Genomic DNA, 15187 nt, shown 5'->3' on the forward strand with positions numbered 1-15187 from the left:
CCTCCTCGAAAGGAAGTCCGTAGCCGGCGGGCCGCCCGGCAGCAGGCGCCCCTCCTGCCAGGCTGAGGTGCTTTTGGGAGTCCGTGTGCCTTTGCGGGGTGGGTGAGGCCGAGCCGTCCCGCCTGGCGGATGCGGGGTGGGACGGCTCGGGTTCCGGGGGCTGTTACGAGGGGGTGCAGGTCAGGGTGGCCGGTGGGGTGGCGCTTCCGGTGGCGTTGAAGCCGAACGAGGTGCTCGCCCCGGCCGCCACCGTGCCGTTGTAGCCGGCGTTCGTGACCGTGACCTCCTTGCCTGTCTGGGTGTGGGCGCCGCCCCAGAGGTTGGTGATCTGCTGGTCGCCCGGCCAGGTCCAGGTCACCTTCCAGCCGCTGATCGCGGCGTCGCCGGTGTTCTCGACGGTGACGCCGGCCTGGAAGCCGCCGGGCCAGGAGTTGCCCGCCTCGTACGTGGCCGTGCACCCGTCGTCGCCGGGGGCGGGCGTCTCGGTCGGCTCCTCGGTCGGGCCGGTCGGCGTGACGGTCGGGGTCACGGTGATCGGCGGCCCCGTACGGTCGCCGTAGATGATCCCGCGCCCGTTGGTGCCGAGGTAGACGCGGCCGTACACGCGCGGGTCGCCGGTCAGCGCCTCGCCCATGTTGCCCCACTGGTGCTCGTCGTCGTTGATGCGCAGCCAGCTCGACCCGCCGTCGTCCGAGCGGTACAGGCCGGTGACGCCGTCGATGGTGGCGACGGCGAAGACGGCCGGGTAGTCGGCGCCGGGCGCGGCCTTGCCGAAGCCGACGTTCACGGCGTTCGTGATGCCGGACAGCTTGGTGAACGAGGAGCCGCCGTCGGTGGAGTGCCAGATGCCGCCGTCGCCGGCCACCCACACGTCGCCTTCGATGCCGGGCACGGCCTTGAACTTGCCGCTGGCGGGCAGCCCCGTGGCGGCGGTGGCGGCGAAGGTGGCCCCGCCGTTCGTGCTGCGGTAGAAGCGGCCGCCGCTGAGGCCGTAGAACGTCATCGCGTTGACCCGGTCGGACTCCACGATCGCGCCGGTGGGCAGGCCGGAGGCGGTCTGCCAGGAGTTGCCGAACCCGACGGAGTAGACGGGCGTCACGCCCTTGGGCGCCCAGACGAAGCGGGAGCCGTCGGCCGCCGCGGCGACCGTGCCGCCCTCGTTGACGCCGCCCGGCTCGGTGCCCTGGAACCAGTTGGCGCCGCCGTCGGTGGAGAAGGCCACGTGGCTGTCGTCCGGGCGGTCGGAGTCGGTGAAGTTTCCGGCCCTGACCATGATCGACGGTGCCTTCTCGGCGTAGTCGAGGCTGGTCGTGGAGGTGAAGTTGGGCTGGGTGAACATCATGGACGGCACGGCGTCCAGGTCGGTGTGACGGAAGCCGGCGATGTCGCCGAGGCCGCTGATCAGCGGCGCGCCGCTGGGCGGGCTGATCAGGTCGAGCACGGCGGTCTCTTCAAGGCCGCGGGCCATGGGTTTGATCGTGAACTTGCCGCCGGAGTCCCACGCGGTGAGGTTCTCGGTGCCGTAGATGGTGGCGCCGGTGCCGTACATCATCCGGTCGGAGTCGAACGGGTCGATCTCCAGCGACTCGGTCATCCAGCCGAGTTTGGGCGTGACCTCGGGCGGCTGCGGGTCGGTGCCGAAGGTCAGCCACGGGTTCTCGCTGATGTCCATGGTGTAGCGGAACGAGCGGTCGGGGTAGGAGGTCCAGTCCCACACCCGGGTCCAGGTCTCGCCGGAGTCGGTGGAGCGGAAGAAGATGACGTCCGGCCACCAGGAGATCTGCGTGGCCACCATGATCGTCTCGGGGTTCTGCCTGTCGATGGTCAGGCCGCTGTAGCCGAAGTAGGCGTCGGAGCTGGACGACGGCACGGGGCTGATCTGGGTCCAGGCGCCGGTGCCGGTGTCGTAGCGCCACACGTCGCCCTTGCCACCGTCGTACGGCCCGCCGGTGTCGCTGGTGGCGATGTAGAGGTAGCCGTTCTCGGTGTCGAGCACGCCCTTGTGCGCGATGTAGCCGGTGGGCTGACCGGCCAGGCGCGACCAGGTGGCGCCGCCGTCGGTGGTGCGGTAGACGGTGTCGTCCTTGTCGGCGACGCCCACATAAATGGTCTTGGTGGGGCTGCCCTCGCTGGACGAGCGGGGGTCGTAGGTGACCCAGACGACGCCGGGGCGGTGGCTGAGGTAGCCGTTGGGGTCGCTCGGGTCCTGGGCGTAGTCGCCGGGGTTGGGGAAGCTGGTCACCTTCGACCAGGTGGCGCCGTAGTCGGTGCTGCGCCACAGGCCGTTGCCGTTGGGCGCGCCGAGGTACAGCACGCGGTCGTCGTTGGGGTCGACGGCCAGCGCCTCGCCCATGCCGCGGCCGGGCATGTTGCCGCCCAGCTTGAACGGCAGCGGCGTGACCTGCCAGGTGTCGCCCTTGTCGGTGGAGCGCAGGATGGCCCCGTTGCCCGGGTCCCAGTCGTTGGTGTACATGCCGACGGCGGCGTACACGCGGTTGGTCTGCACGGGGTCGGTGGCCAGGCTGATCACGCCGTTGTAGCCCCACGTGTCCCAGCCGACCCAGTCGAGCAGCGGGGTCCAGGACTTGGTGGTCTGGTTCCACCGGTACGCGCCGCCGATGTCGGTGCGGGCGTAGATGAGGTTGCGTTCCGACGGGTTGAAGATGATGCCGGGGACGAAGCCGCCGCCGTCGATCCGCACGTTCTTGAACTCGTACGGGTCGGAGGCGACGGCCGCGACCGGCGTCATCCGCACGATGGCCGCCACGAGCAGGACGGCGGCGGCCGTGAGCATGACAAGCAGCCTTTTTCGCATGCGCGGTTTCCTTTCCGGGCACGCCAGAAGCGCCCCAAGAGCGTGGATGACCGCCATGCACGAGCAGAATGCGAGACCCTGACCGTCGCCGCGCCTTCGCGCATGAGCTTCACAAGCAGGCTCACACACGGGCGTGGCGGCGGTCAATAGTTTGGATGTACGACGAATTAACGAGTAACAGAAACGCTGGCCTCAGGGCGTTCCGAGCGCGCACCGAGCGCCGCCCACAGCGCGATGGCGATGTAGAGCGCCTGCTCGGGGATCCGCTCGATCAGCGGCGAGGCGATCGAGGTGCCGGCGATGGCGGCGTAGATGTTGGCGGGCAGCAGGACGACGAAGAGCAGCGCCAGGCAGATCCCCGCGGGCTTGCGGAAGCGCGCGAGCACCAGCCCGGCGGCCCCGGCCAGCTCCAGCACCCCGGTCAGGTACACCATGAACCCCGGGAACGGTACGAACGGCGGCACCATCGCCACCATGTCCCCGTAGTTCGGCATGAAGGTCACGCTCTCCGGGACGAAGTGCGCGCTCGCCGTCATGACGAGCATGACCGCGAGGCCGTGCGCCGCGCTCTCCCGCCACGTACCGAACCTGCGCACGCCCAGCGCGCCGAGCGCCCGGAACACGAGCGTGGCGACCACGAGAACGATCACGGTCATGAGAACTCCTTGGATAGTCGTGCTATCTACTCATAATAGATACCACGACTATCCAATGGCGTCACATCTTTTCTCAGCGTGCGACGGCGAAGTCCTTGATCCGCAGGTCTCCCTTGAACACCAGATAGAGATCGCCCTTACCGGGCCGCACGGTCGCGGTCGCGGTGCCGTAGGCGTAGATGCCGCCCGTCGCCGGCACCTCGACGGTCGCCAGCAGCGCGCCCTTCGGCGAGCCGCGCCGCACCTCGAACGAGCCGCCGCCCGCCGAGGCCACCGACGCCGTCAGCCGCCCGCCCCACGAGGCGCGGGTGAAGGCCAGCCAGTCGCCCGCCGAGCCCTCGACGACCTCGCCGCTCACCTTGCTCTCGTCGGCGAACACGACGCCCCGGTAGTCGTCGAAGTCCATCGCCCTGGTGGTCGTCGTCAGGTCGCGCACGGGGACGGTCTCGCCGGAGACCCGCAGCGTCGTGGACTGGCGGATCCGGTCGGATGCGGAGCCGACGAGCACGTCATGGGTGGCGTTCTCGACGACCCACGTGTTCCTGGTGTGGTCCCAGACCGCGAGGTCGGACTTCTTCAGCCGGAACGTCACCGTGCGGCTCTCGCCCGGCTTCAGCGTCACCCGCTGGAAGCCGCGCAACTGCTTGACCGGCTGCGCGAAGCGGGAGTCGCGCTGGTGGGTGTAGAGCTGGACGACCTCGTCGCCGGTGACCTTGCCGGTGTTGGTGACCCGGACGCTCACCTGCTCCCCCTGCACGCGCAGGCCCTGGTAGCCGAAGGTGGTGTAGCTGAGGCCGTGCCCGAAGGCGTACAGCGGCTTCTCTTTGCCGTACAGGTACGTCATGCCGGTCTTGACCAGGTCGTAGTCCAGCAGATCCGGCAGGTCGTCGCGGGCCGGCCAGGTCTGGGTGAGCCGGCCGCCCGGGTTGACGTCGCCGAAGAGCACGTCGGCGAGCGCGTGCCCGGTCTCGGCGCCCGCGTGCGTGGTCCACAGCAGCGTCGGCGCGTCCACGATGACCGGGTAGCTCGTTTCCAGCACGACCACGGTCTTCGGGTTGGCCTTGCGCACGGCCTCGATCAGCCGGAGCTGGCCCTCGCCGAGCCGCAGCGTGTCGCGGTCGTGGAACTCGCGCCCGGCCACGAACGGGTGGCTGCCGACCACGACCACCGCGACCTGCGCCTGCTTCGCCTGCGCCGCGGCCTGCGCGATGCCGTCGGAGACGACCTCCTTGGCGAACGTCGCGGCCTGCGCCTTGGGCACCAGGCCGAGCGCGCCCTCGGGGGTGACGCCCACGTACGCGTCGGGCAGGCCGAACCAGCTCTCGACGGTCTCGTAACCCGCGTATCGGATGAGGTAGGAGCCGTCCTGCTGCTTCTCCAGGGCGAACTGCTGGGAGACGTACCAGCCGTCGGGCTCGGCGTCGTCGGTGTCGAGCGAGCGCCAGTCGCCGCCGAGCAGCCGGCCGTTGCCCGCGTTGCGCAGCGTGGAGACGCCGCCGGTCCAGTCGGTCAGGTCCCACTGGGAGGCCGCCGTGGGCGCGGTGTCGATGAGCGCGGCATTGTCGTCGGGCCCGGTGCCGGTGGCGGTGAGGTACTTGCCGGACTCCACGTGCTTGAGCGCGATCCGTTCGAGTCCCTCAGCGGTCGTCACCTCGGGCACCCGCTCCTTGATCCCGTCGAGCGGTGTCACCTGGTAAGGAAGCCGCCCCGAGTACCAGTCGCGGTAGAGCTTGCCCGCCAGCGGGCCGACCACGGCCGCGGACTTCGGCGCCGACAGCGGCAGCACGCCGGAGTTCTTCAGCAGCACCGCCGCCTTCCCCGCGGCCTCGCGGTTCAGCCGCTTGTGCGCGGCGCTGTTGATCACCTCGGCGCCGATCTTCTTGTACGGCCCGCCGTCCGGGTCGAAGTGCCCGAGCCTGGTCCTGATCGACAGCACCCGCGACACGGCCCTGTCCACATCGGCCTCGGTGATGCGGCCCTGGTCGAGCGCCGCCTTCAGGTGGGTGGCCAGCGGCCCGCCGTCGCCGTCGTCGATGGTGAAGCCGTCCAGCCCGGCCTTGAGCACCGCCGCGAACGCCTCGGGCTTGTCGTCGTAGTAGCGCTCCAGGTCGGTGAGCGCGTGCGGCCGCCAGGCGTCGCTGACGTTGTAGAGCGTCTTGCCGGTCCACGACCGCACGACCGTGTCCAGGTCGGGGTTGACGTGGTTGGGCCGCCCGTTGACCAGGTTGTACGACGCCATCACCCCGGTCGCCGCGTCGGCCGCGATCGGCGCCTTGAACGCGGGCTCGTAGTACTCGTGCTTGAGCTTGGGCGTCAGGTTGGAGGAGGTGAGGCTGCGGTCGGTCTCGTTGTTGTAGGCCAGGTAGTGCTTCAGCACGGGCGCGGTCTTGAGGTAGAAGGGGTCGTCGCCCTGCAGGCCCTTGCCGTACGCGGTGGCCATGGCCCCGGTCAGCAGCGGGTCCTCGGAGTAGCCCTCCTCGTTGCGTCCCGCCCGCGGGTCGCGCAGCAGGTCCACCACGGGCGCCCACACCTGAAGGCCCCACAGCACGGGGTCGGTGGCGTTGTAGCCGCGCGCCTCGTCGCCGACGGCCGAGCCGATCCGCTTGACCAGCTCCGGGTCCCAGGTGCTGGCCAGGCCGACGGCCTGCGGGAAGACCGTGCCGCTTGCGAACTTCTGGCTCCAGCCGTCGTCGCGGTGGTTGGACCAGGCGACGCCGTGCAGGGCCTCGGTGCCGTTCTTGTGGTAGCCGATGCCGAGCCGGGGGATCGCGGGCTGCGACTGGTGCAGCAGGCTCAGCTTTTCGTCCAGCGTGAGCCGGCCGAGCAGGTCGGACACGCGCTGTTCCAGCGGGAGCGCCGGGTTCTGGAAGGGGAAGGTCTCGGCGGCCTGAGCGGGCGCTGGGGACGCTGCGGGCGCGATGAGCAGCGACGCGGCCAGCGTGAGCGCGGCCGATAACGGGACTTTTCGCATTACGGGGTCTCCATCACTTGATGGCGCCGACCGTCACACCTCGGGTCAGCGTGCGCTGGAAGATCAGGAAGAACACGACCGCGGGCAGCACCCCGAGCAGCGCCGACGCGCTGGACATGGTGGCGTCCATGTACCGCTCGCCCTGCAGGACGCCGAGCGCCACCGGCACGGTCTGGGTGTCGTTCGAGATGAGCAGGATGAGCGGGAGGAAGAACTCGTTCCAGGTCCAGATGAAGAAGAAGATCAGCAGCACGTTGATCGTGGGCCGGCTGATCGGCACCACGATCCTGACCAGCGCGCGCAGCCGCCCCGCGCCGTCGATCGCCGCCGCCTCCAGGATCTCCTTCGGGAACTGGCCGAGCACCGCGCTCAGCAGGTACGTGCCGAACGCCGCCTGGATCGCGGTCATCACGATGATCACCGAGAGCTGCGTGTCGTACAGGCCGGCCACCTTGGCCAGGTAGTACAGCGGGTAGGCCAGCGACTCCTGCGGCAGCGTGTTGGCCACCAGGAACAGCACGAGGATCCACAGCCGGCCCTTCACCCTGCCGATGCCCAGCGCGTACGCGTTGAGCACCGACAGCGCGACCGCGAGCACCGCCACGGACGCGCTGATCAGGAAGCTGTTCCAGAGCTTGGTGCCGAACTCCACCCGGTTCCAGAAGTCCACGATGCCCTGGAGGTAGAGCCCGTCGGGCAGGCTCAGCGGTCCCTGGGAGCTGTACTCGGCCGGCGACTTGATCGCGTTCATGGCCACGATGACGAACGGGAAGATCATCACTACGGCCAGCACGGCGAGCGCGGCCAGCACCGCCCAGCGTCCCGGGCCCCTCATGACTCACGCTCCTGCACCCGCAGGAAGAGGAACGTCACCACGACGATGATCAGCGCGAGCACCGTGGCGATCGCCGAGCCGTAGCCGACGTTGCTCTTCTGGAAGAAGTTCAGATACGAGAAGTACGACGGCACCATCGTCGCGTTGCCGGGCCCGCCGCGGGTCAGCACGAAGATCGGCCCGAACACCTTCAGCGCCGCGATCGTGCAGGTCAGCAGCACCACGAAGATCTCCGGCCGGATCTGCGGCAGCGTGATGTGCCAGAACCTGCGCCACCACGAGGCCCCGTCGATCTCGGCGGCCTCGTAGTAGGACGGGTCCACCCGCTGCAGCCCGGCCATGAAGATGACCACCGGATAGCCGAGCTGGAACCAGACCATGACCCCCATCACGGTCGCGAGCGCGAGGTCGGGGTCGCCGAGCCAGTCGAGGTCGAGGCCGAAGATCTGGTTGACGGCGCCGTACGACGGGTGCAGCATCCAGCCCCACACCACGCCCGCCACCGCGACCGGCAGCACCTGCGGCAGGTAGTACATCGCGCGCAGCGCGGCGGCCGTGCGGGTGCCGAACCGCTTGCCGATGTAGTCGAACAGGGCGGCGGCCAGCACGAGCCCGATCGCGGTCGGCACGATCGCCATCGCCACGATCAGGGCCACGTTGTGCTGGAACGACTCCCAGAACCGCTCGTCGGACAGCAGCCGGATGTAGTTGTCGAAGCCGATCCAGCGCGGCGTGCCCACCCCCGACCAGCGGGTGAAGCTCGCCGCCACGTTCATCGCGAACGGCACGACGATGACGGCGGTGAACAGCAGCAGGCTGGGCACCAGGTAGAGCCAGTAACCCCGCCTGCCGCGTGTGCGTGCGCTCATCTAGTTGCCCAGGTCGGCGAGGTTGTCCTCGTACGGCCCGGCGATCTCGTCCAGCACCTGGGCAGGGGTCTTGCTGCCGTTGATGAGGTTCTGGACGCCGGCCACCAGCACGTCGTAGTAGCCGGGCGCGGGCCAGTCGGGGTAGAAGGCCAGCCCGTCGGCGGCGGTCAGCTTGTTGAAGGTCTCGATCAGCTCCTTGCTCTTCTCGTCGGTGATGGCGGCCGGGTCGGCGGCCACGGGCACGCCGCCGGAGTTGCCGAGCAGGTTCTGGATCTCCTTGCTCATCGTGATGTCGATGAAGTCGTAGGCCAGGTCCTTGTTCTCGGAGTTCTCGGGCACCACCCAGAGGTTGCCGCTCGATCCTGGCGCCATGGTCGAGCCGGGGAACAGGAAGTGCCCCCACTCGAAGTCCTTGATCTCGGAGGCGAAGCGGCCGTACCACCAGCTTCCGCTGATGACCATCGGGAACTCGCCCTTCATGAACGCCACGCCCATGTCCTCGGCCTTCAGGCCGGCCGAGTTCTGGGCGATGTAGCCCTTCTTCACCCAGTCGGCGAACGTCTCCGCACCGTAGGTGAACTCCGGCCCGTGGAAGTCGACCTTGCCCTTGTAGAGCTGGTACGCCTCCATCCACGGCTTCTGCGCCTTGCTCAGCGCGAGCTGGTAGACGATCTGCTGGGCCGGGTACTCGGCGCCGGCGTTCGCGATCGGGGTCACCCCGGCCTTGACGAAGGTGTCCAGCGCGGCGGTGAACTCCTCGTACGTGGTCGGGACCTCGACCTTGTGCTTGGCGAAGAGGTCCTTGTTGTAATAGACCATCACGAACTCGCCGTAATTGGGCACGCCGTACCACTTGCCGGAGCCCATCACGCCGCGTTCGTCGTACTTGGCGGTGGTCTGCAGGCCGCCGGGCAGCAGCTTGTCCCAGCCGCGCTTGGTGGCCTCCTCGGTGAGGTCGGTCAGCAGGCCCTGCTTCGACAGCAGACCCGACGTGGCATTGCCCTTGTTGTACTCCATGAGGTCGGGCGCCTCGTCCGAGTTGAGCACCATGCTCGCCGTCTTCTGGATCTGCTCGAAGCTCTTCTCCTCGAACTCGACCTTGACGTTCGGGTGCGACGCCTCGAACTTCTTGATCGCCTCCGCCCACGCCTTGCCCATGGCGCTCTCGGCGCTCTCGTAGTGCCAGAGCTTGAACACGCGCGGCTCGGTGCCGCTCGGGTCGGGGCTGCCCGAGCCTCCTGAGCCGCAGGCCGACAGGGCGAGCACGGCGGCGGCCAGCATCGCCGCGCCTCGTGATCTGAGCATGATCCCTCCAGGGGGTGTTACGAGAGGACGGCCCGCACGGGAGCTCCGGTCACCGGGACGATGTCCACGCCGGTGACGCGCTTCGGGCCGGTGACGGCGACGCGCAGCTCGTCGCCGTCCCTGGTGGCGACCGCGACCGTCAGGCCGTCGGCGTCGTGGATGTGGACCGTGGCGTCGCCACCCCCGAAGGCGACGAGCGTGATCTGCTCCGGCACGTCCACCGTGTCCCCTTCCTCCTGGACCGGAATGAGCGCGCCGTAGCGGACGAAGAGCGGGATCTGGTCGAGCGGCTTGGCGACCCTGACGTAGCGGGAGCCGTCGAGCACCTCGCCCGTCCAGTAGTCGACCCACCGGCCCGCGGGCAGGTAGACCTGCCGGACGCCTTCGGGCGCGGTCATGGGGGCCACGAGCAGGTCCCGGCCGAGCAGGTACTGCAGGTCGGCCTGCCAGGCCACCGGGTCGTCCGGGTAATCGACGCACAGCGCCCGCATCATCGGCGCCCCCGTACGCGCGGCCTCGACGGCGGCCGAGTAGATGTAGGGCATCAGCCGGTAGCGCAGCCTCAGCGCGGCCACCGCCTCGGCCTCGACGGCGGGGAACTCCCACGGCTCGCGGGTGGTGGTGCCGTGCAGGCGCAGCAGCGGCGACAGCGCGCCGAACTGGGTCCAGCGCACGTACAGGTCGTCGGTGGGGCGGCCGGTGAAGCCGCCGGCGTCGTGGCTCCAGAAGGGCACGCCCGACAGGCCGTGCGCGAGCCCGCCCCTGATCGTGCTGCCCATGGCGGCGTAGCTGGTGTAGGTGTCGCCGCCCCACTGGGCGCTGTGGCGCTGCCCGCCCAGGTACGACGAGCGCGCCCACACCAGGCCGTGCCCGTTGACCTCGCGGGTGACCTCGGCGACGACGTCGTTGAACAGCAGCGTGTAGACGTTGTGCAGGTCGGTGCCGGACATGCCGTTGTAGGCGACCGAGTCGGCCTGGCACGCCCTCGGCGAAGTCGGTCTTGAACAGCGCCACGCCCTGGCGCAGCAGCGGGCGGAGCAGGCCCTTGAACCACTCGACGGCCGCCGGGTTGGTGAAGTCGACGATGCCGCAGGCGGGGAAGGAACCGTGCCAGCAGTCGGCGACGTACACGAGCCCCGCCTGATTCTTCAGGAAATATCCGGCTTCAGCGGCCTCGCGGAAGAGCGGGCTGAGGTGGGAGACGTACGGGTTCATCCACAGGCAGACCTTGAACCCCATCGCGTCCAGCTCCGCCAGCATCGCGTCAGGGTCGGGGAAGTTCTTGGCGTCCCACTCCAGGTCCGACCAGTGCCCGTCGGTCTGCCAGTACGTATCCAGGTGCAGCACGTCGCACGGGATGCCGCGCTCCCTGATCGTGCGCGCCCTGGCCAGCACCCGCTCCTGGCTGTCCACGCAGAACCCGGACGAGATCCAAGTGCCGAACGCCCACTTCGGCGGCAGCGAGGGCCGGCAGGTCAGCCGGTCGTATCGCTCCAGCACCTCAGGCGGCGTCGGCCCGGCGATCACGTAGTAGTCGAGCACGTCGTCGGGCACCACGATCTGCACGACGCTGTGCGTGGACTGGCACATGTCGAACTCCACCGGCGCGCCGCTGTCCACGAGCACGCCGTAGCCCCGGCTCGACAGGTAGAGCGGCACGTTCTTGTACGCGCGCTGCGACTCGGCACCGAAGGCGTCGAAGTTCCACATCACCGGCCGCTGGCCGCGCTTGTCCAGCCGGGTGAACGACTCGCCGAACCCGGAGAACGCCTCGTCGGGCGCGGCGGCGAAGCTCTCGTGGTAGGCCACCGGCGTGCCCGAGACGCGGGAGCGGCCGAAGGGCAGCGTGCGCAGCCGGCCGCTGATGTCGGTGTGCCCCCGGTCCTGCTCGACCAGCGTCGCGCCGGAGGCGTCGGTGAAGCGCAGGTGAAAGGGCGACAGGCCGATCTCGGCGCGCAGCGAGCCGGCGTCGATCACGATCGGCTCGCCGGGCTCGGCCACCGCGCGGGCGCCCTCGTACGTGCCGGGCGTCACCAACGCGATCGCCTGCTCCGAACGCGGCCGCGCGGTCGCGTCCTCCGACAACCTGACCCTGATCACGCCCTCGCCGGCCGCACCGATCTGCACGACCAGCGTTTCCTGCGCCGTGGTCACCGCCTTGAGCAGCACCTCGGCGCCGTCGGCCGCCAGCAGCTCGGCGGAGGCGAGCGCCGACAGGCCGCCCTCACCCCGCTCGCGTACCGGCAGCTCGGGCGGGTCCGCGACGAAGTATTCGTGCGCGACCAAGGGCGGGCGATAGGGCATGGAGGCTCCTTCAACGCGGGCGCAAGACTCTGAATTAGTTTGCTGTCCATACCAACAAAGGTCAACGGTCGGAGGACCCTCCGCGTACCGCGCGGCAAAAGAGAAGGGCCGAGGCGGATGCCTCGGCCCTCAATCGTCGCGCCGTCGCAGGAAGGGCGGCGGCGGGATGGTCCGGTCTCAGATGGACACGCCCGGCTGCATCAGCCGGCGCGCCGCCTCGGTGATCGAGCCCGACAGCGACGGGTAGACCGCGAACGTGTGGGCGAGCTGATCGACGGTCAGCCGCTGCTGCACCGCCACCGACACGGCCAGGATCAGCTCCGACGCCCGCGGCGCGACCACCACGCCGCCCAGCACGATGCCCGTGTGCGGGCGGCAGAACAGCTTCACGAAACCGTCGTTGAAGCCCTGCATCTTCGCGCGGGCGTTGGTGGCGAGCGGCAGCTTGACCACGTTCGCGTCGATCTCGCCCGCCTCGATGGCCCGCTGCGCCACGCCGACGGCGGCGATCTCGGGGTCGGTGAAGATGTTGGAGGCGACGGTGGCCAGCCGCAGCGGCTGGACGGCCTCGCCCAGCGCGTGCCAGACCGCGATGCGCCCCTGCATGGCCGCGACGGAGGCGAGCATCAGCACGCCGGTGCAGTCGCCGGCGGCGTAGACGTTGGGCGCGGACGTGCGCGAGACCTTGTCGACCTTGATGAAGCCGTTGCGGTCGAGCTGCACCCCGGCCTCCTCCAGGCCGATGCCGGAGGTGTTGGGCACCATGCCGACCGTCATCAGCGCGTGGGAGCCCTCGGCGGTGCGGCCGTCCTCCAGCGTCACCACCACGCCGTCGGCGGTGCGCTTGACCGAGGCCGCCCGCGAGCGGCCCATGACGTTCATGCCGCGCCGCCGGTAGACCTCTTCCAGCACCTCGGCGCCGTCGGCGTCCTCGTTGGGCATCATGCGGTCGCGGCTGGAGACCAGGGTGACCTCCGACCCCAGCGACCGGTAGGCGCCGGCGAACTCGGCGCCGGTGACGCCCGACCCGATGACGATCAGGTGCTCGGGCAGCTCCTTGAGGTCGTAGAGCTGCCGCCAGTTGAGAATGCGCTCGCCGTCGGGCTCGGCGCCGGGCAGCACCCGCGGGGTCGCCCCCGTGGCCACCAGCACCACGTCGGCCCTGATCGTACGGTTACCCGCCCGCACCACCTGCGGATCGACCAGCCGGCCCCGCGCCCTGATGATCTCGACGCCCTCGGCCTCGACCCGCGTCGCGATGTCGGCCGACTGCGCCTGCGCGAGCTCCTTGACCCGCTTGTTGACCAGCGGCAGATCGACCCCGACCGAGCCCGCGTCGCCGTCGGCCCCGCCGGAGAACGACACGCCGAGCGAAGGGGCGTCGAGCAATGCCTGCTTGCGCACGGAGGTCGCGATCAGCGTCTTGGACGGCACGCAGTCGGTCAGCACGCACGCGCCGCCGGGTCCGTCCTGCTCGACCATCGTGACTTGCGCGCCTAGCTGAGCGGCCACCAGCGCCGCCTCGTAGCCGCCTGGTCCGCCGCCGATGATCACGATCCTCGTCACGTCACCATTGTCCCGCATGCCCCTTGCTGAGAGCGAAACGGGGCGCGCCCTCACGCGCTAATCTTGTTCGCTGTGCCTGTCTACGCCGCCTACGGCAGCAACATGGACCCCGAGCAGATGGCCATGCGCGCCCCGCACTCTCCGATCAGGGGCGTCGGATGGCTGCCGGGATGGCGCCTGACGTTCGGGGGTCACGACATCGCCTGGGAGGGCGCGGTCGCCACGATCGTCGAAGATCCCAACGAGCACGTCTTCGTGGTGCTCTACGACGTGCCCGAGTGGGAGGAGACCTCGCTCGATCAGTGGGAGGGCGCCGTGCGCGGCGCGTACCACAAGGTGCGGCTGCGGGTGCAGACGCTCGAAGGCGAGGTCGTGGCCTGGTTCTACGTGCTCGACGGCTACGAGGGCGGCCTGCCCTCGGCCCGCTACCTGTGCAGCCTGGCCGAGGCGGCCGAGCGTGCGGGCGCCCCCGACGACTACGTCAAAGAGCTGCGCGAGCGCCCCTGCACGTCCTACGGCGGTTAGCTGAGCGGCTTGTCCTTGGTCTCCTTGAGCACGAAGAGGTAGACCAGGGTCGAGATCAGCGCCAGCGCCGACATGTACCACGGGAAGGCACCGGGGTTGCCCGCGTCCTTCAGCGCCGTGCCGATCAGCGGGGCGGTGCCGCCGAAGACCGCCACGGTCAGCGAGTACGGGAACCCGGCGCCCGCCGCCCGCACCCGGGTGGGGAAGAGCTCGGAGTTCACCGCCGCCGAGATCGAGGTGAAGCAGCCGAGGAAGACCATGCCGATGAGCTGCACGATCAGCAGGCTCGCGTACGAGTCGGTGAGCAGCCCGAGCAGCGGCACCGGCAGCACGAGGAACCCGACGCCGAACGTGATCAGCATGGGCTTGCGACCGATCTTGTCGGACAGCATGCCGAGCAGCGGCTGCAGGATCATGAAGAAGACCAGCGAGATCGTGCCGATCTGCAGCGAGTCCGCCTCGTCGAAGCCGACGGTGATCTGCGCGTACGTGGGCAGGAACGTGGTCCACGTGTAGTAGGCGACGGTACCGGCGATCGTGATGCCCACGATGGTGGCCGCGGCCTTCGGGTAGTTCTTGAGGAACTCGAACATCTTGGGCCGCTCGGCCTTGCCGCTCTTGACCTCCTCGGCGAGCGCGGAGGTCTCGTCGGCGCCCTTGCGGATCCACAGGCCGACGAGGCTGAGCAGGGCGCCCACGAAGAACGGGATGCGCCAGCCCCACGACTTCATGTCGGGTTCGAGCAGCACCGTGGTCAGCAGCGCGGCCAGGCCGGAGGCCAGGAGCTGGCCGATGGTGGTGCTGACGTACTGGAAGCTCGAGTAGAGGCCGCGGCGGCCGGTCGGGGCCGACTCCACGAGGAACGTGGTCGCGGCGGCGAACTCGCCGCCGACCGACAGGCCCTGGATGAGCCTGGCCAGCGTCAGGATGACGGGGGCGAGCAGGCCGACGGCCGCGTAGGTGGGGGTCAGGCCGACGATCAGCGAGCCGACGCCCATCAGCACGATGGTGAACGTCATCGCTGCCTTGCGCCCGTAGCGGTCGGCGAACGCGCCCACCACCAGGCCGCCGAGCGGGCGCATGAAGAAGCCCACTGCGAACACGGCGAACGAGCTGATCAGCGGCACCAGGTCGTTGTCGGAGTTCTCGGCGAAGATCAGGCCGGAGAAGATGGGGGCGAGAAAGCTGTAGGCGTACCAGTCGTACCACTCGACGACGTTGCCGATGCTGGCCGCCATGAGCTGGCGGGTGCGGCTCTTGGGGATGCCGAGGGGTGATGGCGCCACCGGGGAAGTCGCCACGTGGGCTCCTTTGCTGACAACTTCAGTGATGGCCTACTGT

Annotated in this window: 11 protein-coding genes and 2 pseudogenes; 2 read left to right on the forward strand and 11 right to left on the reverse strand. The window is 69.5% G+C overall.

Translation table 11 applies throughout. From position 1 onward, the window contains the following. Positions 1–163 precede the first annotated feature (163 nt). The 8 genes and pseudogenes from WBK31_RS30740 to WBK31_RS30775 form a co-directional block, all read right to left on the reverse strand. Entirely contained in the window at positions 164–2815 is a 2652-nt protein-coding gene (locus WBK31_RS30740) for a cellulose binding domain-containing protein (RefSeq protein WP_406673556.1), read from the reverse strand. 167 nt (positions 2816–2982) lie between these two features. After that, positions 2983–3471: a hypothetical protein gene (locus tag WBK31_RS30745; RefSeq protein ID WP_364059742.1), complete on the reverse strand. Its 489-nt coding sequence runs from the start codon at positions 3469–3471 to the stop codon at positions 2983–2985. Between the two features lie 73 nt (positions 3472–3544). Continuing rightward, entirely contained in the window at positions 3545–6442 is a 2898-nt protein-coding gene (locus tag WBK31_RS30750; protein ID WP_406673557.1) for a glycoside hydrolase family 3 C-terminal domain-containing protein, read from the reverse strand. 13 nt (positions 6443–6455) lie between these two features. Beyond that, a complete protein-coding gene (locus WBK31_RS30755) occupies positions 6456–7277 on the reverse strand; it encodes a carbohydrate ABC transporter permease (RefSeq protein WP_364059735.1) in 822 nt (273 codons plus the stop codon). Further along, a complete protein-coding gene (locus WBK31_RS30760; protein ID WP_364059732.1) occupies positions 7274–8146 on the reverse strand; it encodes a sugar ABC transporter permease in 873 nt (290 codons plus the stop codon). Before WBK31_RS30760 ends, WBK31_RS30755 begins: the two co-directional genes overlap by 4 nt. Beyond that, on the reverse strand, positions 8147–9451 hold the full coding sequence (locus WBK31_RS30765) for an extracellular solute-binding protein (protein WP_406673558.1): 1305 nt from the start codon (positions 9449–9451) through the stop codon (positions 8147–8149). A 17-nt stretch (positions 9452–9468) separates the two neighbouring features. Further along, the gene (locus tag WBK31_RS30770) at positions 9469–9996 is read right to left on the reverse strand and encodes a hypothetical protein (RefSeq protein ID WP_406675543.1); all 528 of its coding nucleotides are present in this window, start codon (positions 9994–9996) and stop codon (positions 9469–9471) included. A gap of 39 nt (positions 9997–10035) precedes the next feature. Beyond that, positions 10036–10864, reverse strand: a pseudogene (locus WBK31_RS30775) (TIM-barrel domain-containing protein); the annotation flags it as partial. On the opposite strand from WBK31_RS30775, the gene WBK31_RS30780 reads away from it, so the two are divergent. After that, a complete protein-coding gene (locus tag WBK31_RS30780; RefSeq protein ID WP_406675571.1) occupies positions 10809–10982 on the forward strand; it encodes a hypothetical protein in 174 nt (57 codons plus the stop codon). The pseudogene WBK31_RS30775 and the gene WBK31_RS30780 sit on opposite strands and share 56 nt — an antisense overlap. Before the next feature lie 119 nt (positions 10983–11101). On the opposite strand, the pseudogene WBK31_RS30785 reads toward WBK31_RS30780, so the two are convergent. Together WBK31_RS30785 and WBK31_RS30790 are read right to left on the reverse strand one after the other, a co-directional pair. Further along, positions 11102–11755: pseudogene (locus WBK31_RS30785) on the reverse strand (alpha-xylosidase); the annotation flags it as partial. Between the two features lie 177 nt (positions 11756–11932). Then, the gene (locus WBK31_RS30790; protein ID WP_364059723.1) at positions 11933–13321 is read right to left on the reverse strand and encodes an NAD(P)H-quinone dehydrogenase; all 1389 of its coding nucleotides are present in this window, start codon (positions 13319–13321) and stop codon (positions 11933–11935) included. Between the two features lie 72 nt (positions 13322–13393). Here WBK31_RS30790 and WBK31_RS30795 point away from each other — a divergent pair, with 72 nt between their 5' ends. Next, positions 13394–13846 carry a gamma-glutamylcyclotransferase gene (locus WBK31_RS30795; RefSeq protein WP_364059720.1) on the forward strand — a complete coding sequence of 151 codons (453 nt, stop codon included), beginning with the start codon at positions 13394–13396 and terminating at the stop codon, positions 13844–13846. Here WBK31_RS30795 and WBK31_RS30800 read toward each other — a convergent pair. Beyond that, positions 13843–15147: an MFS transporter gene (locus tag WBK31_RS30800; protein WP_364059717.1), complete on the reverse strand. Its 1305-nt coding sequence runs from the start codon at positions 15145–15147 to the stop codon at positions 13843–13845. The two genes, WBK31_RS30795 and WBK31_RS30800, sit on opposite strands and share 4 nt — an antisense overlap. Positions 15148–15187 lie beyond the last annotated feature (40 nt).

The sequence above is a fragment of the Nonomuraea sp. N2-4H genome, assembly GCF_045291505.1.
In the GTDB taxonomy this organism is placed as follows: domain Bacteria; phylum Actinomycetota; class Actinomycetes; order Streptosporangiales; family Streptosporangiaceae; genus Nonomuraea; species Nonomuraea fastidiosa.

Bases quoted from the DNA above. Each gene is read 5' to 3' on its own strand.
- WBK31_RS30740 (WP_406673556.1), bottom strand. From the start codon at position 2,815: ATGCGAAAAAGGCTGCTTGTCATGCTCACGGCCGCCGCCGTCCTGCTC.
- WBK31_RS30745 (WP_364059742.1), bottom strand. From the start codon at position 3,471: ATGACCGTGATCGTTCTCGTGGTCGCCACGCTCGTGTTCCGGGCGCTC.
- WBK31_RS30750 (WP_406673557.1), bottom strand. From the start codon at position 6,442: ATGCGAAAAGTCCCGTTATCGGCCGCGCTCACGCTGGCCGCGTCGCTG.
- WBK31_RS30755 (WP_364059735.1), bottom strand. From the start codon at position 7,277: ATGAGGGGCCCGGGACGCTGGGCGGTGCTGGCCGCGCTCGCCGTGCTG.
- WBK31_RS30760 (WP_364059732.1), bottom strand. From the start codon at position 8,146: ATGAGCGCACGCACACGCGGCAGGCGGGGTTACTGGCTCTACCTGGTG.
- WBK31_RS30765 (WP_406673558.1), bottom strand. From the start codon at position 9,451: ATGCTCAGATCACGAGGCGCGGCGATGCTGGCCGCCGCCGTGCTCGCC.
- WBK31_RS30770 (WP_406675543.1), bottom strand. From the start codon at position 9,996: ATGCCCTACATCTACTCGGCCGCCGTCGAGGCCGCGCGTACGGGGGCG.
- WBK31_RS30780 (WP_406675571.1), top strand. From the start codon at position 10,809: ATGCCGCGCTCCCTGATCGTGCGCGCCCTGGCCAGCACCCGCTCCTGG.